Source organism: Roseibium sp. RP-7 (genome assembly GCF_053005225.1).
In genome coordinates this window covers 1365954-1392376 of sequence record NZ_JBRKQA010000001.1, presented here as the reverse complement: position 1 = coordinate 1392376, position 26423 = coordinate 1365954, and the positions used below count along the sequence as shown (strand labels likewise).

Genomic DNA, 26423 nt, shown 5'->3' with positions numbered 1-26423 from the left:
TCAAAGAGTCAATTGATTATGAATTAAAGAAACAAAGTTGAAAAAGAGCCGTGTAATTGCCTTGTATTGTTTCAGTGGAAATCTCTGAAACATTTTAAATATTGCACCATTGAGCCCTAACGGCAGATCACATCAGGACTTAAAGTCGCACGTTTTTTTCACGTCGGCGCTGAACGGACGAACCGATCTTCATGGCTTCGCGGTATTTGGCGACCGTCCTGCGGGCAATATCGACACCGTCGTCCTTCAGAATTTTGACAATCGTATCGTCCGAAAGGATCGACTTCGGATCTTCGGCATCGATCATCTGCTTGATCCGGTGCCGGACCGACTCCGCCGAATGGGCATCGCCGCCCACCGTTGCGGAAATGGCTGACGAGAAGAAGTACTTGAGCTCGTAGATGCCGCGCGGGGTCGCCATGAACTTGTTCGAGGTCACCCGGCTGACTGTCGATTCGTGCATGCCGATCGCTTCCGCGACGGTCTTCAGGTTGAGCGGACGCAAATGGGCGATGCCGTAGGTGAGAAACCCGTCCTGCTGCCGGACAATTTCTGTCGATACCTTGAGGATCGTACGGGCGCGCTGATCGAGGCTCTTGGCCAGCCAGTTGGCCGTCTGCAACGAGTCGGTGAGATATTCCTTCTCCGTCTCGTTTCGGGCCGTCTTGATGACCTTGGCATAATAGGTCTGATTGACGAGGACTTTCGGCAGGGTGTCCGAATTCAACTCGATCGCCCAGGTGCCGTCGTTGGCCGGGCGCACGAAGACATCCGGCACCACCGGCTGCACCAGCGCCGATCCGAAGAGACTGCCAGGCTTGGGATCGAGTGCGCGGATTTCCGCAATCATCTCGACCAGATCCTCATCATCGACACCGCAAACCTTGCGAAGCCCCGGCAGATCGCGTCTGGCCAGCAGTTCAATATTGTCGATCAGCGCTTCCATGGCCGGATCGTAGCGGTTCTTGTCGATGAGCTGCAGCTTCAGGCATTCGGCCAGGTTACGCGCAAACACGCCTGCGGGCTCAAAGGTTTGCAAGATGGCCAGAACGCTTTCCAGCCGTTCGGTTTCGACCCCGAGCTGCTCCGCCGTCTCATCGAAATCCAGGTAAAGGTAGCCGTTTTCATCAAGCGAGTTGATCAGGTGGGTCGCGATCAGCTTGTCGGCTTCATCGCCGATCGCCAGATGCATCTGTTCTTCAAGAGACGTGACCAGGGAGGCTTCGTCGGCAACGAAGGCCTCCAGATTGTAATCTTCAGAAGCACCACTGCTGCCGGCGTTCTTGTAACTGTCACCGGCCTTCAGAAGAGCCGGATCCGGCGATGCAGGCACGCCGGGCTCGTCGGGAAAGACGTTGCCCAGGTCGGTATCCATGCGTGAGGCAATGGCCTCCGACCCGGTTTCCAGATCGTTCTGCATCCAGTCGCCTGTATCGGGCTCGTCGCCCTGGCGGGTCTGATTGTCCGCGCCATCGCCGAACGCGTCTGCAGCGGCGTCCCTGCCGCCATCCCCCTCGCCTCCGCCTTCGGCGATGTCGTTCTTTTCCAGAAGCGGATTTCGTTCCAACTCGGCTTCGACATAGGCAACGAGATCGAGATTGGACATTTGCAACAGCTTGATCGCCTGCATCAGTTGCGGCGTCATGATCAGCGACTGACTTTGTCGCATCTCCAGCTTGGTTGAAATGGCCATTGAGTTCCCAGGCAAGCGTTATTTCAAGTTGGTCTGCTTTTTGCTTCTTGATTGCAGACCGAGTGTATAACGTAGCTGGCGGCGTGTCATCAAAGCGTAAACTGTTCACCCAGATAAAGCCGGCGCACATCCGGATTGGTGACAATTTCCTGGGGGAGCCCTTCCGTCAGAACCTCGCCCGAAGCGATGATGTAGGCGCGGTCGATGAGGCCAAGCGTCTCGCGAACATTGTGGTCCGTTATCAGAACGCCAATGCCACGCTGGGTCAGGTGACGCACGAGCTGCTGAATATCCCCCACAGCGATGGGGTCGATACCTGCGAAAGGTTCATCGAGCAGCATGAAGGACGGACGGCTTGCAAGTGCGCGGGCAATTTCAACGCGGCGGCGTTCACCACCGGAAAGGGCGATACTCGGCGATTTCCGCAAGTGGGTGAGGCCGAATTCAGCCAGCAGCTCGTCGAGCTCCTCCCGGCGTTTCTGCCGGTTCGGCTCGATCACTTCCAGAACGGCGCGAATGTTTTCTTCCACCGTCAGGCCACGGAAGATGGACGCTTCCTGGGGCAGATAGCCGATGCCGAGCCGAGCGCGCCGGTACATGGGCATACGGGTGATGTCGAAGCCTTCCAGCGAGATCTTGCCCTGATCCGGCCGGATCAGCCCGGTAATCATGTAGAAGGTCGTGGTCTTGCCGGCACCGTTTGGCCCCAAAAGGCCGACGGCTTCGCCAGGCTTCACGGACAGGCTCACATATTTCACCACCTGGCGGCGGCCATAGGTCTTGCCGATGCCATCGACGACCAGCGCCTGCGACAGTTCTTCGCCATCGTGGCCCGTTTCCGGCATGCTTCCCTGCAATCCGTTATACTCCGAAGACGTTCTCTTCACTGGCGCGCCGTCCATCCGATCATTGCCGCGGCTTCACATAAGGTCTGAGGCCGACACTGTCGAGTCGAACCAGCCGTCAATATCAGTTGCCGTTTTGGTCGTTGTTCACACTGTTGGGCTGAATGCGCACCTTGACGCGGCCGCTGCCCTGGCCGGACACCTTGCCGTTGCCGGCGCTCAGATTGGCCTGGCCGGTCTTCAGATTGACGGTCAGCCTGTTCCCGACGACAACATTCGGTCCCTGGCTGAGCACGACTTCCTTGCCGGTCATCACCATGACTTCCTTGTTCATGTCGAAGCTGGCTTCGTCGCCCTTCGCGGTCTGGTCCTTGGAGGTGATGAACACGCCTCCCGCCGCTTCCAGCTTCGAAATCTTCTGCTGGACGGCGCTTTCTTCGGTCTTCTCAGCACCTGAGCCGACGTAGAACACCTTGAGCCGCTGCGTCTTGAGGCTGGTTTCGCCCTGCGTGACCAGCACATCGCCAACGAAGGTTGCGGTGTTGTTGTTGTCTTCGACCCTCAGTTCACTCGCCTCGATCTCGATTGGCTCACCATCGTTCGACCCGAAGCCGGCGAAGGCATCGGAGAAGGTCTGGGCATGGGCCGAACCGGCAAGAAGGGCTGCGGCGGCGGCAATCGTCATGCGTTTCAGAAAAGTCATCTCTTACTGTCCTTGCGAAGCAGGATTGAGGGTCATCTTGATACCGTCGGAAAACCTGACGATTCCCTTGGCTTTATCATAGTCGAGTTTGCCCGCCACGACACGGCCCTGATCGGAACGAATGGACACGACCTGCGAGGTCTTCAGAGCCCCGTTGCTGAGGTCGATTTCCACTTCGGACAGGTCGACCGTGTAGCCTTCACTCCATTCAAGCTGAATGCCTTCATAGAGCCGCAAGCTCTCCGTCGCGTTGTTGTAGGTACCTTTCAGCGCCACAATCTGCGCGCTCTGGTCCTTGCTGAGCGTGATGTCGGCCCGAATGGTCTCAAGATCGATGACGCGCGGGTCACTGAGGCGCTGGATCGCCCTGTAGGCGGTTACACGGTAGGAGCGGTCACCATCATGACCCGACAGTTCGGGATGATCCATCACCAGCCCCTCGCTGGTCAGCATCATGTTGGTGGCACCAAGCCCGCTGAGCACGTTGAACAAGACCACAAGCCCGACCATGACTGCCAGAATCAACAGCCCGACGCCAGGAAACAGCCAGCGCATGATGCGCACCATCAGGCTGTGCCGGCGCGCGGCTCGTTGGGCGCGGGTCAATGGTCGCCTGGCCGCATGTCCGTGCATATGATCGCCAACAGCGCTCAATCCATTCTCCGAAATCGTGTGCCCGATCTCCTGGCACCTAAGCCATTACGAGTGGGCGAAAATATCGTTTTCTTCCCAGCCCTTCAGATCGAGTTCTGCCCGCGTCGGCAGAAAATCGAAACAGGCCCGGGCAATATGACTACGTTCTTCACGCTCCAGCATCATTTCCAGCCGTTCCTTCAAGGCGTGCAGATGAAGCACGTCCGAAGCCGCGTAGGCCAGTTGGGCGTCGCTCAATGTTTCTGCAGCCCAATCCGAGCTCTGCTGCTGCTTGGACAATTCAACCCCGAGAAGTTCGCGCGTGATATCCTTCAGTCCGTGGCGATCCGTATAGGTCCGAACCAGTTTGGAGGCGATTTTCGTACACCAGATCGGCGAGACCTGGATGTTCAGATAGTGCTGAAGCACCGCAACATCAAACCGGGCGAAGTGGAATATTTTCGGTTTGGCCGTATCGGTCATCAGCGCAGCGAGGTTTGGCGCCTCGCTCTGGCCGCGTGCGATCTGGACCACATCGGCGCTGCCATCGCCCGGTGAAAGCTGCACAACACAGAGCCGGTCACGATGCGGGTTGAGGCCCAGGGTCTCGGAATCGACCGCCACCGCACTTGCCGTTTCATAGGCTTTCAGATCGGGCAAATCGCCCTTGTGATAGCGGATGGTCATGACGTTTCGTCTCCTCTGGCCTGTCCCGAGCACAATTTCTGTCGATGCTCCTGCCATGCTGATCCAGCAGGACACCTGTTTCTTATCTTCAATGACCGCACCTGCATTTATGCCATGACACATGAACACAGGTTGAACGACCGCAAATGTTATTGCCTGCCGACTGCCCGCAACAGGCAAACGACAGGCCGCTTTTTCGAATAAGTTTTCCGTCAGGTAAAACATGCGGCGGGATGAGGCAAGCCGGTTGACCGCAGAACCATGCCGATACGTGAAGAGAATGCTATTTCTTGATACGAATTGCCTGGTGGCAGCTCATTGCAATTCCAGTCCCAAGTCGTAATCAATGCACCAGGCACTCGGCCACCGGCCATCCCTCTTCCATGACCGGTTCGGAAAGACGGCGCGACAGCCGAGGCCAACAAACACCCCTCCGGTTCAAAGCTCGCGCCCCGCCCCTCGAGTTCAGTTGATCCCGTTTGCCCGTTGAAGCGCGCGTACATAGGCAACGATCTTTTGTACATCCTCCTGGCTGACGCCATCCACGGGCGGCATATCGCCAAATGGCCAGTGGTGCGCACGCACGCCACGGGAGACTGCGAGCAGAAAGGCCCCGTCGGCGTGATGGCCAGGCTCGTAAATCTTGTGTACCAGCGGAGGCGCGATGCCATCGCGCCCGGCAGCGTTGTCGCCATGACAACTCGCGCAGTTTTCGCGAAAAAGAGTTTCGCCAGCCAGGGCGTCTCCTTCCAGGGCCGGGACTTGCACCGACACCAGCGCGGCTCCACTGGCTGCAGGCGGTTGTTCCTTTCCGGACACGAGCCCCCAGAACAGAATGCCCAGCACAATAACGGACAAGATCGCTGAAACTGTCAGAAAGATCCTGCTCATCAAGCCTGCCTGCTATCTTCATCCAGCTGATCGTGGTCATGCTGGCCGGACAGATCGTCGATGATCGGGCAGTTGGGCCGATCGTCACCATGGCAGGCGGTCACCAGCTCTGACAGAACCTTCTTGAGTGAGCGCAGTTCCTCGATCTTGCGATCCACTTCCTTGATCTTCGCCCGGGTGATCGCCTTGACGTCGGCACTTGCCCGGTTGCGGTCTTCGTAGAGAGACAGAAGTTCACGGCACTCGTCGATGGAAAACCCAAGGCTGCGCGACCTTTGAAGGAACTTCAGCCGCTGGAGATCCGCGTCGATAAAATCGCGATATCCGTTCTCGCTGCGCAGAGGGCGGACGAGGCCGATATCCTCGTAGTAGCGGATCGTCTTGACCGGCAGTCCGCTCTGTTCGGAGGCTTCACCGATATTCATTTTTCTTTTCCTTAAAGCTTCAGCGTGCGCAGACGCAGCGCGTTGCTGATAACCGAAACCGAAGACAGGCTCATGGCGGCGGCGGCCAGCATCGGCGACAGCAGTACACCGAAGACCGGATAGAGCACACCGGCCGCCACAGGCACACCGACCGCATTATAGACGAAGGCGAAGAAGAGGTTCTGCCGGATGTTGCGGACCGTCTCGCGGGCGAGCTTCCGGGCGCGCAGGATGCCTTCCAGGTCGCCCTTGAGCAGCGTAAGTCCGGCGCTTTCCACCGCGACATCGGCCCCCGTGCCCATGGCAAGGCCGACATCGGCAGCAGCCAATGCGGGCGCATCGTTGACACCGTCACCAGCCATGGCAACCGTTGCCCCCCTGGACTTCAGGTCTTCAATGAGCTTTTTCTTGCCTTCCGGCAACACACCGGCGTGAACCTCGTCAATCCCCAGCAGCTTGGCTACGGCGTCTGCCGTGCGGGGCGCATCGCCCGTTGCCATGACGATCCTGATACCGTCGTCATGCAGGGCGCTGATGGCTGCCCTGGCATTTGCCTTGACCGGATCCGCAACGGCGATGAGCCCAAGAAGCTGCGCTGTCTCACCAGCCTCCTGCACCAGATACATCACCGTCTTGCCGAGCTCAGCCAGTTCTTCGGCACGATCGCCAAGATCGGACAAATCGGCGCCACTTTCGCTGGCAAAAGCGGCGTTGCCAAAAAGAACGACTGCATCATCGACCCGTGCACGCACGCCTTTCCCCGTGACGGCTTCGAAGTTTTCTGCCCTGGGCAGATCCAGATCCTGGCTTTTGACTGCCCCGAGGATCGCTTCGGCAAGCGGGTGTTCCGAGCCTTTTTCAAGCGCGCCGGCCAGCCGCAGAAGCTCCATTTTGCTTTTGCCGGCGGCCGGAACAATCTCATCGACAACCGGTTTGCCTTCGGTAAGGGTTCCCGTCTTGTCAACGACGATCGTATCCACTGCTGCTAGCCGTTCCAGACCTTCGGCGGTCTTTACCAGAACGCCGGCCTGCGCGCCTCTGCCCGTTGCCGTCATGATCGACATCGGAGTGGCAAGGCCGAGTGCACACGGACACGCGATAATGAGCACCGAGACGGCCGCGACAACCGCGTGAACGAATGAAGGGCTTGGACCTAGGAACAGCCACATCACGAAAGCAAGCACCGCCACACCGAGTACCGCAGGCACGAAGTATCCTGCAACGCGATCGGCCAGCCCCTGGATCGGGGCGCGTGAACGTTGCGCCGAGGCAACCATGTCGACGATCTTGGACAGCATGGTGTCCGCACCGACCAGCTTCGCCTCCATGGTGAAGGACCCGGTCTTGTTGAGCGTTCCGCCGGTAACCTTGTCTCCCGGGTTCTTTTCGACCGGAACCGGTTCCCCGGTGACCAGGCTTTCATCGACGGATGACCCACCCTCCTTGACCACGCCGTCGACCGGAACAGCCTCGCCTGGGCGAACGCGCAACAGATCCCCTGCGAGGATATTCTCAAGCGGTGCGTCGTATTCGTCACCCTCCGGCGTGATCCGCCGGGCTGTCTTGGGGGCAAGGTCCAGCAGGGCGCGGATCGCGTCGCCCGTGCGTTCGCGGGCGCTCAGTTCCAGCACCTGGCCGACGAAGACCAGCGCGATAATCACCACCGCCGCCTCGAAATAAACCGGCATATGGCCTTCCGGTCCCTTCAGCGCATCCGGAAACAGGAAAGGCAGGAAAGCGGCAATCATGGAATAGAGATAGGCTGCACCGACACCGATCATGATCAGTGTCCACATGTTGAAATTGCGAGTGACCAGAGACGCCCAGCCCCGCTGGAAAAAAGGCAAGGCTGCCCACAGGACTACCGGCGTAGCCAACAGGACTTCGAGGTAGATCGCAACGCCTTCGCCGATCCAGTCGCGGATCGGCACGCCTACCATCGGCCCCATGGTCAGGATCAGAAGCGGGACAGCAGCCAGGGCGCTAACCCAGAGCCTGCGGGTAAAATCGACCAGCTCATGGTTGGGTTCGTCGGAAACGCCGCTCTGCGGTTCCAGTGCCATCCCGCAAATCGGGCAGGTTCCCGGACCTTCCTGGACGATTTGCGGGTGCATGGGGCAGGTATAAAGTGCGCCCTTGGCGGACTGTTCCGCCTCCATCGCCTTTTTCTTCCTGCTATTGCCGGACACATAGAAATAGGGATCAGCCTCGAACTTGTCGTGACACTTCGGACTGCAGAAGTGGAACTCCTCGCCCTTGTATTTCAGGCTCGGCTTGCCTTTTCCAAGAGTAACCGACATGCCGCAGACCGGGTCCGTGACCTTGCCTGCCTCGCCAGTCTGGTTCGGCTGGATCTCTGTATCCTGCATGATGTTCGCCCTGATGGATCTTCGATCTCCTCATCAGATAGGCCCTCCAGTTGCTGGAAGGTCAAGACGGACAATTGCTTATTCTCCGGCCCGGTGTTTATCCCGATCCGAGATAGGCTTTCTGAACGGCCGGATCACTGAGCAGGGCAGATGCCGTATCAGCGCCTGTGATCAGGCCGTTTTCAATCAGATACCCCCTGTCCGCGATCGCCAGGCTTCGCTTGGCGTTCTGTTCGACCAGAAGGACGCCGATGCCGGTTTCCCGGATGCGCGACAGGTTCTCGAAGAGTTCGCCCGACAGGAGTGGCGACAGGCCAAGGGACGGCTCGTCCAGCATCAGGATGTCCGGGTTCGACATCATGGCGCGGCCGATGGCCACCATCTGCTGTTCGCCACCCGACATGGTTCGGGCGGTCTGGTTGCGCCGCTGTGCCAGCTTCGGAAAGAGAGCAACCACCTTTTCCAGGTTCTCCTGCCGGCTTGCTCGCGCCCGCTCCGGATAGGCACCCAGCATCAGGTTTTCCCAGACGCTGAGATCGCCGAATATGCCTCGGCCTTCCGGCACGAAGGCTATTCCAGCCTCGACGATCCTGTCCGCTTTCATCTGGCGAAGGGATTGGCCAGCGAGTGCTGCCTCACCACTGACCGTTCCTTCACTGATCCCGGCGATGGCCCGCAACAGCGAACTCTTGCCGGCCCCGTTTGCGCCCAGAATGACGACGATCTCGCCTTTCGATGCGGTCAGGCTGACACCCTGAAGGGCTGCATGAAGACCATAGGTGACAGTGAGCCCGTTGATATCCAGCATCAGCCGTCCCCCAGGTAGGCCCGGATGACTTCCGGGTCGGAAAGCACGTCTTCCGGTGTGCCTTCGGCAATCCGGGCGCCGGAGTTGATCACCAGGCACCGGTCACATAGCGAGCGGATGGCGTCCATGACATGTTCGACAAGAATGATCGTCCGCCCCTCCTGGCGCAGGCTGGCAATCAGATCGATGCCGACCGTCAGTTCGGAAGGATTGAGACCGGCGAGCCACTCGTCCAGAAGGAGGACTTCCGGTTCACTGGCGAGCGCGCGGGCAAGTTCCAGCCGCTTCTGGTCGATGTAGGTCAGCGCGGAGACCGGCTTGCCACTTTGCCCTTCCAGACCGACCCTTGCCAGAAGCTCCGCCGCGAAAGTTTCCACTTCCTTGCCCCAGCGCCTGGCATGGCCGAAGACGCCGCCAGCGATGACGTTTTCCAGCACGGTCAGCTCCGGCAGAATGCGGACAAGCTGGAAGGTTCTGGAAACGCCAGAGCGGGCAATTTCGTGGGGCTTTTTCCTGGTCAGATCCTGCCCCTTGAGAATGATCGCCCCGGAGCTCGGCTTCAGGGCGCCGGAAATCATGTTCATGGTCGTGGACTTGCCGGATCCGTTCGGCCCGATCAGCCCCATCACCTCATGCTCGAGTACCTGGAAACTGACATTGTTGACTGCAACAAGACCGCCGAAGCGCTTGCTGAGGCTTTCCACGTGAAGGATCGGTTGTCCTTGTGTCATGACGACCTCCCTGCCAGAAGCTTGCCGAAAAGACCGGTGACACCATTCGGCAGGAAATAGACGATCAGAAGAAAAGCGAGCCCCAGAACCAGCGTGGTGGCATTGGGGAAAGAGACAGAAATCACCTCCCACAGAAGCGTGAAGGGAAGAACGCCCAGAAGCGGGCCGTAAAGTTTCCGCGTGCCCCCCAGAAGAGCCATGATGACAACGACAAAACTGAGTTCCGGCGAGAACACGACATTCGGTTCGATGTAGTAGTAGCGCGGTGCGACGATGGCGCCGACGAGAGCGGCGACGAAGCCGGTGGTCATGAACATCAGGACCTTGGTGCGCGCGGTGTTGATGCCGACATGACGCGCCACAGCCTCGTCATTGCCAAGAATACGCAGCGCGAACCCGAGCCGCGACCGCCCAAGCCACCAGCCGAACACGAACACGGCGGCAAGAACGGCAAGCAGCATCCAGTAGATATGCGTTTCATCCAGGTCGGTGAGCACATAGAGCCCGCGGCTACCGAGGAAATTGTTCTGCACCCAGCTGACGAGGTTGCGGACCATTTCCGCAAGACCAAGCGTGAAGATGACGAAATAGACGCCGGACAGGCGCAGGGTTGCCCAGCCGATCAGCGCGGCGAGCGCTGTCGCGACAACGGGAGCGAGCGCCGCCATGGCCCAGAAGCTTTGGTCGTAGTCGCTCATGCCGAGGCCGACCAGATAACCACCGATGCCGAAAAAAGCGCCCGTCGACAGGGCAATGTAATGGGTCGGCCCGGAAAACAGCGACCATGAAGTGGCAAGGGCGGCATACATCAGAACGGTAACGGCGATCGACAGCCAGTAGCCGTCAGCGACAAAGGGAACGCATGCGGCGGCGGCCAGAAGCGCTGCGGCGCCGGGCATCGCAAGGGCTGAAATGTTCATGCGGGTCTCCTGCCAAACAGGCCCTGGGGCCGAAACAGGAGAACAAGCAGAAAGATCGTGTAGGCAGCAGCCAGGGTCAGCCCCGGATCGATCAGCGTCGCCACGGCGGTTTCCACCACGCCCAGGATCAGCGCAGCCACAATCGCCCCGCGAATGTCGCCAACCCCGCCCATGATCACGATGATCAGCGCCTTCATGGTGAAGATGACACCGAACGACGGATCAAGCGTGACGAAGGTTGAAATCAGCACGCCACCCATCGCGGTGATCGTGCCGCCGATGGCAAAGGCCAGCGCGCTGATGCGTTCGACGTTGATGCCGACAAGACCGGCTGCCATCGGACTGACGGCAACAGCCCGGACAGCCAATCCGGCGTTGGACCGGTTCAGCCAGAGATAAAGCGCCAGACTGATGACCACGGCCCCGCCGAAGGCAACCAGCCGGTTGGCGGCAACCGTCGTTCCGGCAACGTCCACCGGAACGGCAAGGAAGGAATAGGCAAACAGTTCCGGATAGATCAACACCATGGTGCCCACCAGAATGAATGCCATTCCGAAGGTTGCCAGAATGGAGTCCACCTCCAGCTGGCCTTGCGTTTTCGCCCGCCGGACAAGCGGTAGAAGCAGGACGCGGTAGACCAGCCAGCTGGTTGCGAACGCCAATGGCGCCACGAGGAACACCGTGATCAGCGGACTTATGCTAGCCGCGGTAAAGGCAAGAAACGACGCCAGTGCCCCCATGACCAGAACCTCGCCATTGGCAAGGTTCATGATCCGGGCGACGCCGTATTGCAGATTGAGCCCCATGGCTATGAGCGCATAGGTTCCGCCCAGAAGCAGGCCGGAAATCAGGATGTCCATCTAAACTACCAATTCGCGAGACGATCCGGACCGGCCTGAGCCGGCCGGTCCGAAGGTCTTCAGTTCCAGCCTTCCTTGGCGACCGGCTCGACCGCAACCGGAACACCGACGCCGGCGACGGCATTGAACTGGCCGTCGTGCCACTGGCCCACCGTCCAGTAGTGCTTCGATTCATTGTGCTTGTCGAAGCTGATCGTGCCGAGGGCGGTGTCAAAGCTGTTGGCCTTGATGTACTCGGTCACGGCCTCACGGTCCGTACTGTCAGCCCCTTCGATCGCCTGTTCCAGAACCTGCAGGCTGGCATAGTAGGTGGCTGCGGCCCAATATTCAGGCTGGTTGCCATGAAGCGCGTTGAAGGCCGTGCGGTATTCCGTCATCGGCTCCAGATCGAGATTGACGCCCCCTGCCCCGAGATTACCTTCGATCTTGCTGCCGAATTTACCGGCGTAGGCGGGAAACGCTGTCGCGACCGCCGTGTAGAAGGCGCCGACATCGAGATTTTCAATGATCGCCTGTTCCGTCAGGGCAAAGGTATCCGGCGGGTAGGAAAAGGCGATGAACGCATCCGGTTCGGTCGCCTTGGCTCCCTTGACCACCGGGGACAGATCCGCCGTGCCGAGGGGGTAGGACTTGTCGAAGACAATCTCGTAGCCAGCCGCCGGCAGAACTTCACGGGCGACGGCCGCAAGCTCTATGCCGAAGGCATCTGCGACGTTGACCATGGCCACCTTGTTGCCGATGGCACCGTTGTCACGAAGCTTGTTCAAGGTGTCGCGCAGGCCCTCGACAAAACCGGTCGTGTTGCCGAGGGTGAAGAACATGTTCGGAAACCGTTCGGAAAGTTCCTCGATCTCGTCGGTGATGTTGGTCACCGAGATTTGCGGATAACCGTATTTTGCGAAGATCGGAGCAGCTGCCGCGTTGAAACCGGTGCCCCAGGGCGTCAGCAGAAAATCGACTTCATCCTGCGTGGCGAGACGCTGCACCGCCTTGATCATCTCGGCCGGATTGGACTTGTCGTCATATTCGACCAGTTCCACAGGACGGCGCTCGCCGCCGACCATCAGGCCGCCGCGTCCGTTCACCTGGCTAACCCAGAGCTCCACATTCGGGCTGTGGCTGGCAGCATCACCTCCTGCCGCCGGACCGGTCATATGCACCACGCGGCCGATCTTGATCGGGTCCGCGGCAAAGGCCGTGGAGGCCAGCAGCGCCGCGGCAAGCGCAGTCGCTCCAAAAACTATTCTACGCATCAGAACTCCTCCCAGTCGCGCAGATCATGCGTTTGATCGCGCATAAACTTTGTATCCATAAATTTTCAACTTTGCAACATATTGCATCCAATAACGGTGATTTCAGAAATTTTGTAATGACAATACGCTATTTTTGGATACATAAATATGAAAATGCTCATGATAAGGTCCACGCCTTCGAACAGGTATGGATCCGAAAATGGCAAGGACAGATGACGACCAAGGCAAATGAAACAGCCCCGTCCGACAAGCGCGTACTGGCAGTTCTTCATCGCATGATCATGGACGGCTCGCTGGCACCGGGCTCGAAGATCAGCGAAGTGAGCGTTGCCGACATGTTCGACGTGTCGCGAACACCTGCGCGGCTGGCACTGCGCGCGCTGGAGGTGGAAGGTCTCATCAAGAAGCGTGACGGTCGCGGCTTCACGGTGCAGGAATTCAATCTGGGCGACATCAAGCACGCCTACGAGGTGCGCGGTGTACTGGAAGGCCTGGCTGCCGGCACGCTTGCCAAGAGCGGCATGAGCAAGGACGTCGAGGCGACGCTGAAATCCGTCATCAAGGACATGGACATCGCGCTAACCGACACATCGGCGGATGGTGACAAGATCTCGCGCTATCAGGACGGCAATGTCGCCTTTCACGAGACGATCATGCGCCAGTGCGGCAACGACTACATCGGCTATGCGTTCGATCGCATGGAAAGCCTCCCGATGCTCAAGCTGGGCACGGTGGTGTTCAGCGCCGACAAGGCCGAAGAAGACATGATGCGCCTGCGCCTGGGCAACATGCAGCACCGCCTCATCTTCGACGCGATCTCGAAACGCGACCCACAGCGCGCTGAATCGATCATGCGCGAACACGCCAACCAGACACTCGTCTACTCCGCCCTGTTCGCAGGCCCGGACGACTGACGGGACCAAACAAGACCAACACAACGGAGGATCCCATGGACTACGGCCTTTTCATCGACAACGAGGACCAGGCAGCCAGCAACGCGGCTGTCTTCGAACGCAAGAACCCGGTCAGCGGCGAACGCGCCAGCGTGGCGGCAGCCGCGGTGGCGGCCGACGTCGACAAGGCTGTGCAGTCCGCGCAGGCTGCCTTTGCCGCGTGGTCGAAGACTGGCCCGAGTGAACGGCGCAAGATCCTCAACAAGGCTGCCGACCTCATGGAAGAACGCACGCCGCAGTTCGTCGAGGTCGGCATTCGCGAGACAGGGGCGACCGCGCCATGGCTCGGTTTCAACAACATGTTCGCCGCCAAGATCCTGCGTGAAGCGGCCGCTTCCACCACTCAGATCAAGGGTGAGATCATCCCCTCCGACAAGCCCGGTTCCTTTTCCATGGGTTACCGCCAGCCCGTTGGCGTTCTGGTCGGCATGGCGCCATGGAACGCTCCGACCATTCTGGGTGTCCGCTGTTTCGCGCTGCCGATTGCCTGCGGCAACACGGTAGTAATGAAGGCCTCCGAGAAATGCCCTGGCCTGCACAGGCTTCTGGGTGACGTCATGGCTGATGCGGGCTTGCCCAAGGGCGTCCTGAACATCCTGACCCACGATGCAGCTGACGCTCCCGAAGTGGTCAATGCGCTGGTCGACCACCCGCTGACGCGCCGGATCAACTTTACCGGATCGACCCGCGTTGGCCGGATCATCGCAGAGCGTGCCGCCAAGCACCTGAAACCTTGCCTTCTGGAACTCGGCGGCAAGGCTTCACTGGTGGTGCTCGACGATGCCGATCTCGACGGTGCGGTCAATGCGGCCCGGTTCGGCGCTTTCATGAACCAGGGACAGATCTGCATGTCCACGGAAAAAGTTGTTGTCGATCAGTCCGTTGCAGACGTCTTTGCGGAGAAATTCGCGGCCAGCGCCAGCGCTCTCAAAGTGGGCGCGCCAACCGAACAGGTTCATATCGGCTCGGTTGTCGATCGCGACACGGTCGACCATGTAAAAGCCCTGATTGACGACGCCGTTGCGAAAGGCGCAAAGGTTCTGTGCGGCGGCGTGCCGGAGGAAGGCACCGTGATGGCCCCGACCATCGTCGATCTGGTTACTCCGGAGATGCGCATCTACGGCGAAGAAAGCTTCGGTCCTGTCACCACGATGATCCGCGCCCGCGACACCGCCCATGCCATCGAGATCGCCAACGACACGGATTACGGCCTTTCGGCTGCCGTCTTCGGGCAGGATACCCGCAGGGCTCTGGAAGTTGCCAAGGACATCCAGTCCGGCATCTGCCACATCAATGGCCCGACTGTCTTTGACGAAGCGCAGATGCCTTTCGGCGGTGTGAAATCCTCCGGCTATGGCCGCTTCGGCGGTACGGCAGGCATCAACGAGTTCACGGAACTGCGCTGGATCACCATCGAAGACCCCGGTCAGGGCTATCCGATCTGATCCATCACCGGTAACTCGCCGCCTCCCCCCGAAAGTGTGCGGGAGGCGGTTGAGCCAAATCACTTTCACCAGAGGCCCCGCAGCAAGGCTTGCCGGGGCTGTGCCGGGGCCCGCCTCCTTTGAAAGGCCCGCCGGGCGGGACGCTGCGTCACCTGGCTTAAACAGGTGTGCCTTCACGCACTGTTAACCATAAATTGCAATACCTGACACACCAATAGCGCGCATTCCCGCGTATTCAGACAAGCGGTGTTTCAGCCATGAAAAGACTTTTGCAGTCCCTTCCGATTGCGGCCTTCCTTGCGCTTTCTTCGGCGCCCCTTGCCTCCGCTGCGGATGTCTACTCAGGGCCCGGCGAGCTCTATCAGCCATCGACGCTGCGCGGCAGCATCGGTCTGCGATACTGGTACAGCCAGTCGCGCTCCGATCTGGACAACAGCGGCTTCGACATTTCCAGCACGGATAATGTGACCTCTCACACCGCGGAACTGGTCGGAACGCTCGAGGACACGACGTCCAACACCTTCTTCAGGGGCTATGTCGGCCTCGGCAGGAGCGACGGCGGCGATGTGCATTTCTCTGGCTACGAGATGGACGAAACCGATGAGACCTCGCTCGGATATGTTGTTCTCGACGGCGGCTGGGGCTTTGCGCAATTTGCAAACAACCAGGTGCGGCTGAAAGGGTTCGTCGGCTACCAGTACCTGTCCGACGACGTTTCGGCGAAATACGGAAACCTGACCGTAGAACAGTCCCGCGACTGGCATGCGATCCGCCTGGGCATGACTGCTGAAGGCGACATCGGCCAACGCGTCGGCTGGTCTGTTGACGTCGCAGGTGTCCCCTGGAGCTACAACAAGATAGAAACCTGGGAAAGCGACTGGACCTATGGTCTGGAAGCAGATGCGATGCTGAATGTCGACCTGACCAAGAACTGGCAACTGGGCGTCGGTGGCCGTTACTGGTGGCTCCACTCGAATTTCGACCGCAGATATGTCGTCACCGGCGAGAAAGTGGTTCTCGACCAGAACTATCACCGCTACGGCCTGCTGCTGGAAAGTAAATACACCTTCTAGAACGTATCGCGTTCAACCAGAAGGATCGTGCATAGCGATTTGCGCCAGACAGCTGCCCGCAAATACAGCCCCAGCCTTCAGAAAGGTCCGCGCACGCGGGCCTTTTTCGTATAAACAGACGACACGGAAACCATTTGCTCCCTGAAAGGTCTGCGTACCTTCATCCGGAGCTCCCTCACCGCCTAAAAGAGCCAGAGATGCCGAACAGCCTCGCCGCCACCTATCTTTTCCTCGTCGCGGCCATCGTCGCCGAGGTGATCGCAACTTCCGCTCTGGCAAAAACCGAAAATTTCACCCGCCTGCTGCCTTCGATCATCACCGTGGCCGGTTATGCGATCTCGTTCTGGCTGCTGTCCTATCCGATTCGCGTTTTGCCGACGGGAATCGTCTACGCAATCTGGTCCGGAGCGGGCATCGTTCTCATCACCATGGTCGCCTGGCTGGTGTTCGACCAGAAACTCGACCTGCCGGCCCTGATCGGCCTTGGACTGATCCTTAGCGGGGTGGTGATCATCAATGTTTTCTCAAAATCGGTAGGCCATTAGGCCAAAACGCCGAAGCAGCCCCAGAAACGAAAAAAGCTCCGGAAAACCGGAGCTTTTTTAGATTGTTCTGGACCTTGGCAGTGTGTCCAAAACCAGAATTTGGTGCCCAGGAGAGGACTCGAACCTCCACGCCCTTGCGAGCGCTAGCACCTGAAGCTAGTGCGTCTACCAATTCCGCCACCTGGGCTGTGAGGGGGGCTTTTAAGGGTGGTTCCGGGGCTTGTCAATCACTCTGTGTGACTTTTTTTATTCATTCACAGCGAGCCCTTCACAGACCCGCGGCAAAGGGCTAAGAAACTCCCAGACTGAGCCGGCCAAATTCCAGGCCGCCTCTCCTTTTGGACGCGACAGAAGGCATTTTCAGGATGTCCACAGCACTTAACGGCAAACTCGTCACGGTTTTCGGCGGATCGGGATTCCTTGGCCGTCATATCGTTCAGGCGCTCGCCAAGCGCGGTTACCGCGTGCGCGCAGCCGTCCGCCGTCCCGATCTGGCGACTCATCTTCAGCCGCTTGGCGCCGTTGGCCAGATCATGCCGGTACAGGCCAACCTGCGCTATCGCTGGTCGGTCGACCGGGCCGTGATCGGCGCGGATGCGGTGGTCAACGCCGTCGGCATCCTGGCCCCCAGCGGCAAACAGTCCTTCGACGCGGTGCAGAGTTTCGGTCCGCGAGCAATCGCGGAAGCCGCGCGTGCTGCAGGCCTTGATCGGATCACGCATATCTCTGCCATCGGTGCGGACGCACAGAGCAGCTCCGCCTACGCCCGTTCCAAGGCGGTCGGCGAAGCCGGTGTTCTGGAAACCCTGCCCGGCAGCGTCATCCTGCGGCCATCCATCGTGTTCGGTCCGGAAGACAAGTTCTTCAACAAGTTTGCCGACATGGCCCGCTTCTCGCCTGTGCTGCCGCTGCTTGGTGGCGGCGAGTCCAAGTTCCAGCCGGTTTATGTCTGCGACGTTGCCGAAGCGGTTGCCCGCGCTGTCGATGGCCAGCTTGCCGGTGGCACCACGTATGAACTCGGCGGCCCTGAAGTGAAAAGCTTCAAGTCTTGCTTGGAAGACGTTCTGGAAGTCACCCGCCGCAACCGCGTTCTGTTGCCGCTGCCCTTTCCGGTCGCATCTGCCATGGGCAAGGTTCTGCAGCTCTTCCCCTACGCGCCGTTCACAGCCGATCAGGTCGAGCTGCTGAAAACCGACAACGTGGTGTCTGACAAGGCAAAGGCGGAAGGCCGCACCCTGGAAGGCATCGGCATTCCTCCGGCAACGCTGGCCGCCGTTTTGCCGACCTACCTGGAACGCTACCGCGAGCACGGCCAGTACGACGCGCACCGGCCGGCGTAAGGCCTGCTTGCACATGACTTCTTCGACGGGCCCTTCGGGGCCCGTTTTCTGTTGAAAGAAACTTGCCCGGTGCCGGGCGGGTAAGCGCACTCCAACTGCCCGTCTGCATGCAGCACCGTTCATCCGCCGCCACTACCCGGCACAGCTTTTCGTTGCCGCATCCCGCTCCTTCGCCTACCGTCAAAATTGACGGGAGGCGCAGATGTCATTTCTTGCCAAGGTCACGTTACTTTTTGTTGTCTTTGTGGACCTGCTCGGCCAGGGACTGGTGTTTCCGATCATCAATTCCCTGGTGATGGAACCGTCGACGTCGATGTTGCCGCAGTCCACCAGCGACGCGATGCGCCATTTCGATTACGGCCTCATCATCGGCGTCTTCTTCTTGTGCTGGTTCTTCGGTGCGCCCTACATCTCCAAACTGTCGGATGTCATCGGCCGCAAGAACGCGATCCTGATCTGCCTGTTCGGCGCTCTCGGCGGCTATGCGCTCACCATAGCAGCGCTCTATCTCAACAGCTTCCTGCTCCTGATCCTGGGCCGCGCGATCACCGGGCTGACTGCGGGCAACCAGCCGATCGCGCAGGCTGCGATGATCGATGGCAGCACGGATGACGAGGACCGCAACCGGAACATGGGCTATATCATCACCGGCGTCAGCTTCGGGTTGGTCGGCGGCCCGCTGCTCGGCGGTCTCCTGTCGGACCCGATCCTTCTTGGCGACCTGGCGAGCATCAAACTGCCGTTCTATGCCTGTTTCGTACTGGTGCTGATTGCCATCCTGCTGGTGGTGTTCTCATTCAAGGATGCACACGACGCCGAGGCGGAGCGGCAGAAATTCGTGTTCCGGCCTTCGGAAATCCTCGAGCTTCTATGGCGTATCCGCAAGTATCCGACAGTGATGCGGCTGACGGTGGTGTTCTTCTTCTTTCACGTCGCCAACCTGTCTTTCTACATCTTCGTCGACAACTACCTGACCAGCCGCTTCGGTTACGGCACGCTCGGCGGTTCGATGGTGATGCTGACAATCGGCATTGCCCTCGCCTTTTCCAGCACGTTTCTGGTTGTGCCGGCGCAAAAGCGGTTCAGCAAGGAAGCTATTCTGGGCATGACCTTCACGGTCTGGGCAGTGTCAGCGGCAGCTTTCATAGCCTCGCCCAACGCAATTCTGACCTATGTGCCGGTCTTCTGTTTCTACTTCGCCTTCGGCATCGCCTATCCGACGTTTCTCGGGCTTTATTCGGCAGCCGTCAGCGACAAGGAACAGGGATGGGTGATGGGTGTGACCATCGCCGTCTTCACCTTGGTGGCGGGCGTGATCTCGTTGCTGGGCGGGGAACTGATCGGGCTTGATCTGGATCTGCCGTTCTACGGTGTGATCATCGCGGCCCTTACCGCGCTTGTGGTGATGTTCTTTGCCTGGAACAAGCCGGAGATAAAGGCATTGATGCGCGGATCCGGCGGCTGACAGGAGAACTTGCCAGCCGCCGGAAAAGATTATCCACGCCGAGGCCCCAACTTGAAGCGGTCGTCGTGCAGCTCGCTGTAGCCGAGCTCTGTGCGTTGCAGGCCGATATCCTTCAGCTCACTCTCGTTCAGGCGAGAAAGTGCTCGGTTAGTTTCCCGGCGGCGAAGATAATTCCGGAACTCTGCGACACAAACACGAAGGGCAGAAAACAGAACACTGCGGCTGTTTGCGCGGCTGCGGAAAATGGTGTCGATCTCAAGGCTCATCTCTCTTCTCCTAAGGGCTGAACGCCCGTTCCTTTCTGGGGACGAGATGAGAATGACAAATCAATCCTGACAGCAGTGAGTCATGTTTGATCCCGTTCTGTTCTCAGGTTATGATTTTTTTTGTTCCGACCTCACAGAGCCCGATTTTCCATGAACCCGATTGAACGCGCACTCGGCATCCTGCTTCTGCTGACCGGCGGCAAACTTGTCCCGGCAACCGTACTTGCCGAACGGTTTCACGTTTCCCATCGCACGATCTATCGCGACATCGACAGGCTGATCGCGCTTGGCGTTCCGGTGGATGCGGAGCGCGGTGCGGAAGGCGGCTACCGGCTTGCCAGCGGTTATCTTCAGCCACCCGTGGCGCTGACCCGCAATGAGACCGCCGCCCTGCTGGCTGCAATGGCGCTGGTGCGCTCCAGCCGCACGGTACCGCTGGCAGACGATCTTGCGGCAGCAGAAAAGAAGCTGCTGGCGTCCCTGCCCAAAACGGTTCACGGGCTCCTGAAAGAAGCCGACAGGATCGTGGGCATCGAACCAATCCCGCCCGACATCTTTCATTCCGGCACAAAGGCGGAACCGACGGGCGACTGGCAGAAGGCCCTCGACGGATTCATGGCCGGTATCCTGGATGGCAAACGGGTCCGCTTCGAACACGTCAACCCCACAAGGCGGACCGTGAAAGCCCATGACGTCGAACCCTATGGGGTCATGTTCGACCGGGACCTTTGGTACCTGGCCGGACGCTGCGTCGATACGGACACGCTCAAGGTCTATCGGGCGGACCGGGTGCGGGATCTGGAAATCAGCGGGCTCTTTTTCCGGCCCGACAAGACCTTTTCCATCAAGAGCCTTCTCGGCGGGGCATGGCTGTCGCAGGCGATGCGTCGCTGGGAGCAGGAAGAAGCAATTGCCGAGATCCTGATCACTGCCGCACAGGCCAAGAAGCTGAGCGCCGACTGGTATTACCGTCACGCCGTCTTCACACCGGCCGAAGAAGGCCGGATCCTCGTCAGCATCCCCTCTACCGAGCGGGCCCGCATATTGCCGCTCGTCCGCTGGCTCGGGCCGGGGGCGGAACTGCTTGGCCCGGAAGACCTTCGTCAGGAGCTTGCAAGCGAACTGGAGGCATTGGCGGGGACCTATACGGCCAAGAGACAGCTCAACCGTTCAGCCTGAGCCAAGCCCCGTCACACACGCTCGGTCGGTCCGGACACGCGCAACAAAAGCTGCGCGCCGATCCGGACATTGGTAAAGCGGGCTCAGCCCAGGAAATAAAGTCCGGCGAAACCGGCGATGCCGACGAAAATGCGCCACCAGGCAAAGGGCGCGAAGCCGTGTTTGGAGACGAAGTCGAGCAGCCCCTTGACCACAAACACACCGGCGATGAAAGACGCGACAAAGCCGATACCAATGAGCATGGCATCGTCCATCGAGAGCACGTTGCGGTTCTTGTAGAGATCGTAGGCAAAGGCGCCGGCCATTGTCGGCATGGCCAGAAAGAACGAGAATTCGGCCGCCGAGCGCTTGTCGGTGCCCATCAGCAATGCACCGGCAATGGTCGCACCGGAGCGTGAAACGCCTGGCACCATGGCAAGGCACTGGCAAAAGCCGATCTTCAGGCAGAGCGACAGCGGGTAATCCATCACATTTGTGTAGCGCGGCTTCAGCGGCAGGCGGTCGATCCACAGAAGGACGATACCACCGAGCAGCAACGTCGTGCAGATAAGCGCGGGCGTTTCGAACAGCACTTCCTTGATGAAACCATGCAGCAGCACGCCGATGACGGCGGCCGGCAGGAAGGCAATCAGGATACCGGCCACGAAGCGCCGGCTGGAGGGATCGCTTGGCAGAGTGATCAGAAGCGTCCACAAACGGCCGAAATAAACTGACAGGATCGCCAGAATGGCGCCGAGCTGGATCAGAACCTCGAAAGTTTTGCCTGTGCTGTCGAAGCCGAGAAAATGCCCCAGCAGCAGGATGTGACCGGTAGACGAGACGGGAATGAACTCGGTCAGACCTTCGACAATCCCCAAAATGAGAGCATTAACAATCGTTTGGCCGTCCATTGTGTATCTTGTCTCCAAATGGCTTGATGAAAACCAGCCTGACCAAGTATGTCTCGCGACTCAGGGCGTCTCCCAAGTCGCCGCTTATTTGACGAAGCGAAGTCACGCCGTCAAACCCTTGATAACCATATTCGGGGCAAACTCTCCGTTAAGGCGATTGCAGCATTCGGCATTCGCTTTGACGTAGTCTTGCCACAGTTCAGGCTCTTAACCCCTTCATGCTGACGCTCTACCATCATCCGTTCTCGCCATCTTCAAGGTTCATCCGGCTCATCCTGAGCGAATACGGAGCCGCCTTCGAGGAGCATCACGTGAACCCATGGGAGCGGCCTCAGGCGCTCCTGGTGCTGAACGCGGCAGGCACCGTGCCGGTTATCGTGGAAAACGAAGGCCCTGCCATTTGCGGCGCCGGACCAATCATGGAGTATCTGGACGAAACCCGGGGCTATGCGGTTGCCGACCGCCGGTTGATGCCGGATCATCCCGATGCCCGCGCAGAAACGAGACGCCTGGTCGAGTGGAGCCTCGGCAAGTTCGATCAGGAAGTGATCGGTCATCTTGTGCGCGAACGCATCTACAAGCAGATCATGCCAAAGTCCGCCGGCGGCGGTGAGCCGGATTCGGCAGCCCTGCGCGTTGCCCGGGCGAACATCCATCACCACCTGAAATACTTCGGCTATCTGGTCGCCTCCCGCCGCTGGGTTGCCGGCGACCGGCTGACCTTCGCCGACTTCGCCCTTGCGGCCTCCCTGTCGTGTGCCGACTATCTGGGCGAAGTGCCCTGGAGCGATCAGGAAGACATCAAGAGCTGGTATGCACGGGTCAAGTCGCGGCCGTCGATGCGCCCGCTCCTGGGCGAGAAGGTGCTGGGCATGCCGGCCGCACAGACCTATGCGGATCTCGATTTCTGACGCATTCTTCGTGCGTTCAACCGGTTCCGGTTGAACTGAACGTTGTTCCAGCGAGCAGCCGAAGGCCTTGGACCGAAAGACCCAAAAGCTTCTGACCGCCTTTGAGGAGAAGGCCCGCGCCCTCGGTTTCGACGGCGTGAAGATTGCCGCTGCCGACAGCATTCCGGAAGCGGGCGAACGCCTGCGGCACTTCCTGGACAAGGGTTATGAAGGCAGCATGGCCTGGATGGCGGAAACCGCCGACCGCCGATCCTCACCTCAAGCGCTATGGCCGGAGGTTCGCTCTGTCATCATGCTGGCGATGAACTATGGCCCCGGCAGCGCACCGCACGAACATCCCCTCGCCCATCTGGCCGACAAGACCAGCGGCGGCATTTCCGTCTATGCGCGACACCGCGACTATCACGATGTCATCAAGGGGCGCTTGAAGGAACTGGCCAGCTTCCTGGTTTCCCGGTCCGGTGGAGACGTGAAGGTATTCGTCGATACCGCACCGGTGATGGAAAAGCCGCTCGGGGAGGCTGCCGGGCTTGGCTGGCAGGGCAAGCACACGAACCTGGTGTCACGAGATCTCGGATCCTGGTTTTTCCTCGGCTCGATCTTCACCACACTGGATCTGCCGCCGAGCGGCGCGGAACGCGATCATTGCGGCTCCTGCCGCGCCTGCCTCGACAGTTGCCCGACGAACGCATTTCCCGCACCTTATCAGCTCGATGCGAGGCGCTGCATTTCCTACCTCACCATCGAACACCCCGGCCCCATTCCGGACGCGTTTCGCAACGCCATCGGAAACCGTATTTATGGCTGTGACGATTGCCTGGCTGCCTGTCCCTGGAACAAGTTTGCCGAAGCTGCCCGGGAGGCCAAGTTGATTGCCCGGGAGGAGATGATTACCCCGAAGCTTGCAGACCTCCTGTCGCTGGACGACGCAGCTTTCCGCCAGCTCTTTTCCGGATCGCCGGTGAAACGGATCGGACGGGGAAAGTTTCTGCGCAACGTGTTGATTGCCGCCGGCAATTCCGGAGAAACTGAACTGCTCGGCAAGATCGAAGCACTGCTCGACGATGCCGACGCCCTTGTTCGCGGCACTGCCGTCTGGGCACTCGGCCAACTTTCTGCACAGGAAGATTTTCAGGCCCGCAAAACCGCGGCGTTGCGCGTCGAAACCGACGAGACCGTGCGTTCTGAATGGCTCCTCGCGCAATCCTGATCCGGCTTTTCCCGATTCGACCTTGTCATGTGATTGGTACATAGTCATGGAATGGCCTAGGTCTTGATGAGGACTTGGACGTCCAACCCTATCGGGACCGATCTCGTTCAAACCGCTCGATTCCGATCATTTTATTGGAGCCACGACATTGAATTTTCAGCCCGCCTCCGTTTTCTCATCCAAACCAGCCAGGGCCCGTGTCCGGCTCCTCATGCTCGGCACCGCGCTTGCGCTGGTTTCCGGCTCCACCCTTGCGCAGGACACCGGCGAGACCGCCTATGAAGCTTATGTAGAAGGTTTGAAGAGCCTGGGTGTCGAGGTCGAAAACGGTAGCGTCGCTTATGACGAAGGTACCGATACGCTGACCCTCACCGACAGCACGATCTCCTTGAGCGGAACCATCGAGGATATTCCGGCCGAGGAAACGGATGTCACAGGCAATGACGGCGCCACGGATATCGAACCGGAAAAGCTGACCGACCTGACCTATGCGCTTTCATTCAGCAGCGGCACGGTCACCATTACAGGTCTCAGCCATGAAGACGGCGACTTTGACGCCGCAAGCTGGGTCTATTCCGACGATTCAGAAATGGTTCTTTCCGCCAGCGCCGAAGGCAAGGGCCGGTTGAAGATCGACGGCCGGTTGAGCGGAGTTTCCGCGACGAACTACAGCTTCACCATGCCGGAAGTGCCGGCAGAAGACGAGGCGCATCAGGTCAGCCGCTGGCTGCCGTTCGTGAAGGCCGCCCTCCTGACTTCCTACGACGAAGTCAAGGCCGACAACACTGCCATGACCATCGAGGCGCATGAGATCGAAGACGGCAAGGACACTCTTGTTCTGTCAGGCACCATGCAGATTGCCGGGTACCGCATGGCCGACGCTGTGGATGGCCGGATCGGGGAATACACGATCGACAGCATGAGCCAGTCGATGCAGACACTGGACACGACCTCGGGCCAGATGCTGAACCAGACCACCAGCCAGGGCAAGACCGTCTACACGGACATGGACGCGGCAGCGTTCTTCGATCTGTTCGACCCCGATGTTCCCGAAACCGGCGATGAAGTGGTCATGCTCGGCTCGGCGTCGGCGATCGACTACAAGTCCAAACAGGACATCGCCGACGGGCTTGCTATTGAAATTGCCGTCGACAAGACCTCGATTTCAGAAGTCACCGTTCTGAAGCGTGACAACAACATCCTTGCCCTGTTCGACAGTCTGTTTGCCAAGCAGGTTCCAGCCCCTGAAGAACTGATCACCGGCGTATTCCAGTTCTACCGGTCGTTCGGCGTCACCGATGCCCGCATCAGCGGCATCAACGTGACCGTACCGACACCTGGCCCAGAAAAGCCGATGGAAATCGCCATCAAGGAAATGTCCATGTCGGAGATCAACTCCGACGGTATCGGCGAAATGATGATGGTCGGTCTCGATGCCCCGGAGCTGCCGGAAGGTGCATCGGTCAAGATCGACTGGGCGGCCATTGGCGATATCGAATTCGCCGAATATACGCCCATGCGTGCCATGATCAGCACATTGATGGCGGACCCAAGCTTCGGCGAGGATCATCCGATGGAGGTGGCCCGCGCGTTCATGCCGCGCTCTTTCGGCTATGAACTGGAAGGACTGGACGTTGCCGTGCCGGACCTCGGTCGGACCGAAATCGGCAGAGCCGAGATGACGCTGTCCACCACGGTGCCGCCAATCCCGACCAGCTTTCACGCCAGGACCGAAGGGCTGAAAGTGCCTGTCGCGGCCATTGATGACCCGGAAGCCCAGGCATTGCTGGAAGCTCTCGGTCTGGAAACGGTCGTCTGGTCCGACGAGACCCGGCTCTACTGGGACGAGGCAACGCTGGAACTGCGTCTGGAGCGCATGATGGTGAATGTCGAAGGGCTCGGCCGCGCCGAATTGTCCGCACGTCTTGCAAACGTACCGAAGTCCTTGTTCGAGGATCCCGAGAACCAGGGACAAATGGCCCTTGTGGTTGCCCAGTTCGTCGACGCATCCCTGACCTTCAAGGATGCCGGCCTCACCAAGAAGGGCCTGGCCCACATTGCCGAGGCTCAGAACATCCCCGAAAATGTCTTCCGGGAAGCCCTGGTGGCACAGGCGACGCAAATGACCGCGCCGATCCAGAATGCGGCTTTCACGCAGATGGTTACTGAAGCAGCGTCCAAGTTCCTCGACAATCCGGGTGAACTGAAGGTCACCCTGACGCCGCCGAACCCGGTTCCGCTGGCGCAGATCCTGGGTTCGATGGCAGCACCGCAAACCCTGCCGGATCTGCTTGCAGTCAAGATTGTTGCCAATTGATTGCTCTGACC

25 protein-coding genes and 1 tRNA gene are annotated in these 26423 nt (G+C 59.4%); 10 read left to right on the top strand and 16 right to left on the bottom strand.

The window, feature by feature from the left end; genetic code table 11:
• Positions 1-139: 139 nt before the first annotated feature.
• The 13 genes from rpoN to ACVDG9_RS06275 form a co-directional block, all read right to left on the bottom strand.
• Positions 140-1693 carry an RNA polymerase factor sigma-54 gene (rpoN, locus tag ACVDG9_RS06335; RefSeq protein WP_023001647.1) on the bottom strand — a complete coding sequence of 518 codons (1554 nt, stop codon included), beginning with the start codon at positions 1691-1693 and terminating at the stop codon, positions 140-142.
• A gap of 89 nt (positions 1694-1782) precedes the next feature.
• Complete coding sequence (lptB, locus tag ACVDG9_RS06330) at positions 1783-2538, bottom strand: LPS export ABC transporter ATP-binding protein (RefSeq protein WP_023001648.1); 756 nt, start codon at positions 2536-2538, stop codon at positions 1783-1785.
• Positions 2539-2662: 124 nt separating this feature from the next.
• On the bottom strand, positions 2663-3241 hold the full coding sequence (locus ACVDG9_RS06325; RefSeq protein WP_023001649.1) for an LptA/OstA family protein: 579 nt from the start codon (positions 3239-3241) through the stop codon (positions 2663-2665).
• 3 nt (positions 3242-3244) lie between these two features.
• Positions 3245-3895: an LPS export ABC transporter periplasmic protein LptC gene (lptC, locus tag ACVDG9_RS06320; RefSeq protein WP_208984459.1), complete on the bottom strand. Its 651-nt coding sequence runs from the start codon at positions 3893-3895 to the stop codon at positions 3245-3247.
• 45 nt (positions 3896-3940) lie between these two features.
• The gene (locus ACVDG9_RS06315; protein WP_031269608.1) at positions 3941-4561 is read right to left on the bottom strand and encodes a ribonuclease D; all 621 of its coding nucleotides are present in this window, start codon (positions 4559-4561) and stop codon (positions 3941-3943) included.
• Between the two features lie 465 nt (positions 4562-5026).
• Positions 5027-5452: a c-type cytochrome gene (locus ACVDG9_RS06310; protein ID WP_168691140.1), complete on the bottom strand. Its 426-nt coding sequence runs from the start codon at positions 5450-5452 to the stop codon at positions 5027-5029.
• On the bottom strand, positions 5452-5877 hold the full coding sequence (cueR, locus tag ACVDG9_RS06305; RefSeq protein ID WP_055658337.1) for a Cu(I)-responsive transcriptional regulator: 426 nt from the start codon (positions 5875-5877) through the stop codon (positions 5452-5454). The genes ACVDG9_RS06310 and cueR overlap by 1 nt, the downstream gene beginning before the upstream one ends.
• An 11-nt stretch (positions 5878-5888) precedes the next feature.
• Positions 5889-8246, bottom strand: a complete 2358-nt coding sequence (locus ACVDG9_RS06300; RefSeq protein WP_447237552.1) for a heavy metal translocating P-type ATPase — start codon at positions 8244-8246, stop codon at positions 5889-5891.
• A 97-nt stretch (positions 8247-8343) separates the two neighbouring features.
• Positions 8344-9054, bottom strand: coding sequence for an ABC transporter ATP-binding protein (locus ACVDG9_RS06295; RefSeq protein ID WP_447237550.1), 711 nt, complete (start codon positions 9052-9054; stop codon positions 8344-8346).
• The gene (locus ACVDG9_RS06290) at positions 9054-9785 is read right to left on the bottom strand and encodes an ABC transporter ATP-binding protein (RefSeq protein WP_077290556.1); all 732 of its coding nucleotides are present in this window, start codon (positions 9783-9785) and stop codon (positions 9054-9056) included. The genes ACVDG9_RS06295 and ACVDG9_RS06290 overlap by 1 nt, the downstream gene beginning before the upstream one ends.
• A complete protein-coding gene (locus ACVDG9_RS06285) occupies positions 9782-10705 on the bottom strand; it encodes a branched-chain amino acid ABC transporter permease (RefSeq protein ID WP_296600761.1) in 924 nt (307 codons plus the stop codon). The genes ACVDG9_RS06290 and ACVDG9_RS06285 overlap by 4 nt, the downstream gene beginning before the upstream one ends.
• Positions 10702-11565: a branched-chain amino acid ABC transporter permease gene (locus tag ACVDG9_RS06280; protein ID WP_447237547.1), complete on the bottom strand. Its 864-nt coding sequence runs from the start codon at positions 11563-11565 to the stop codon at positions 10702-10704. The genes ACVDG9_RS06285 and ACVDG9_RS06280 overlap by 4 nt, the downstream gene beginning before the upstream one ends.
• Before the next feature lie 59 nt (positions 11566-11624).
• The gene (locus ACVDG9_RS06275) at positions 11625-12818 is read right to left on the bottom strand and encodes an amino acid ABC transporter substrate-binding protein (RefSeq protein ID WP_023001659.1); all 1194 of its coding nucleotides are present in this window, start codon (positions 12816-12818) and stop codon (positions 11625-11627) included.
• Between the two features lie 212 nt (positions 12819-13030).
• On the opposite strand from ACVDG9_RS06275, the gene ACVDG9_RS06270 reads away from it, so the two are divergent.
• The 4 genes from ACVDG9_RS06270 to ACVDG9_RS06255 all read left to right on the top strand — a co-directional run bounded on the left by ACVDG9_RS06270 (position 13031) and on the right by ACVDG9_RS06255 (position 16834).
• Positions 13031-13732, top strand: coding sequence for a GntR family transcriptional regulator (locus ACVDG9_RS06270; protein ID WP_055658321.1), 702 nt, complete (start codon positions 13031-13033; stop codon positions 13730-13732).
• A 35-nt stretch (positions 13733-13767) separates the two neighbouring features.
• A complete protein-coding gene (locus ACVDG9_RS06265; protein WP_023001661.1) occupies positions 13768-15216 on the top strand; it encodes an aldehyde dehydrogenase in 1449 nt (482 codons plus the stop codon).
• A gap of 257 nt (positions 15217-15473) precedes the next feature.
• Positions 15474-16289 carry a hypothetical protein gene (locus ACVDG9_RS06260; protein WP_055658318.1) on the top strand — a complete coding sequence of 272 codons (816 nt, stop codon included), beginning with the start codon at positions 15474-15476 and terminating at the stop codon, positions 16287-16289.
• Positions 16290-16486: 197 nt separating this feature from the next.
• Positions 16487-16834: an SMR family transporter gene (locus ACVDG9_RS06255; protein ID WP_055658316.1), complete on the top strand. Its 348-nt coding sequence runs from the start codon at positions 16487-16489 to the stop codon at positions 16832-16834.
• A gap of 100 nt (positions 16835-16934) precedes the next feature.
• Here ACVDG9_RS06255 and ACVDG9_RS06250 read toward each other — a convergent pair.
• A tRNA-Leu gene (locus ACVDG9_RS06250) sits at positions 16935-17021 on the bottom strand.
• A 178-nt stretch (positions 17022-17199) separates the two neighbouring features.
• On the opposite strand from ACVDG9_RS06250, the gene ACVDG9_RS06245 reads away from it, so the two are divergent.
• Together ACVDG9_RS06245 and ACVDG9_RS06240 are read left to right on the top strand one after the other, a co-directional pair.
• Complete coding sequence (locus ACVDG9_RS06245; protein WP_055659463.1) at positions 17200-18174, top strand: complex I NDUFA9 subunit family protein; 975 nt, start codon at positions 17200-17202, stop codon at positions 18172-18174.
• A gap of 202 nt (positions 18175-18376) precedes the next feature.
• Positions 18377-19639, top strand: a complete 1263-nt coding sequence (locus ACVDG9_RS06240; RefSeq protein WP_447237544.1) for an MFS transporter — start codon at positions 18377-18379, stop codon at positions 19637-19639.
• Positions 19640-19668: 29 nt separating this feature from the next.
• Here ACVDG9_RS06240 and ACVDG9_RS06235 read toward each other — a convergent pair whose 3' ends face one another.
• The gene (locus ACVDG9_RS06235) at positions 19669-19905 is read right to left on the bottom strand and encodes a DUF1127 domain-containing protein (RefSeq protein WP_023001666.1); all 237 of its coding nucleotides are present in this window, start codon (positions 19903-19905) and stop codon (positions 19669-19671) included.
• Positions 19906-20055: 150 nt separating this feature from the next.
• Between ACVDG9_RS06235 and ACVDG9_RS06230 the strand changes: the two genes are divergently transcribed.
• Positions 20056-21084, top strand: a complete 1029-nt coding sequence (locus tag ACVDG9_RS06230; RefSeq protein WP_168685881.1) for a helix-turn-helix transcriptional regulator — start codon at positions 20056-20058, stop codon at positions 21082-21084.
• Between the two features lie 83 nt (positions 21085-21167).
• Here ACVDG9_RS06230 and ACVDG9_RS06225 read toward each other — a convergent pair whose 3' ends face one another.
• Entirely contained in the window at positions 21168-21974 is an 807-nt protein-coding gene (locus tag ACVDG9_RS06225; protein ID WP_023001668.1) for an undecaprenyl-diphosphate phosphatase, read from the bottom strand.
• A gap of 218 nt (positions 21975-22192) precedes the next feature.
• Between ACVDG9_RS06225 and ACVDG9_RS06220 the strand changes: the two genes are divergently transcribed.
• The 3 genes from ACVDG9_RS06220 to ACVDG9_RS06210 all read left to right on the top strand — a co-directional run bounded on the left by ACVDG9_RS06220 (position 22193) and on the right by ACVDG9_RS06210 (position 26412).
• Positions 22193-22885, top strand: a complete 693-nt coding sequence (locus tag ACVDG9_RS06220; protein ID WP_023001669.1) for a glutathione S-transferase family protein — start codon at positions 22193-22195, stop codon at positions 22883-22885.
• Positions 22886-22952: 67 nt separating this feature from the next.
• On the top strand, positions 22953-24095 hold the full coding sequence (queG, locus tag ACVDG9_RS06215; protein ID WP_447237542.1) for a tRNA epoxyqueuosine(34) reductase QueG: 1143 nt from the start codon (positions 22953-22955) through the stop codon (positions 24093-24095).
• A gap of 148 nt (positions 24096-24243) precedes the next feature.
• Positions 24244-26412 carry an aq_1923 C-terminal domain gene (locus ACVDG9_RS06210; RefSeq protein ID WP_447237541.1) on the top strand — a complete coding sequence of 723 codons (2169 nt, stop codon included), beginning with the start codon at positions 24244-24246 and terminating at the stop codon, positions 26410-26412.
• The last annotated feature ends 11 nt before the right edge of the window (positions 26413-26423 follow it).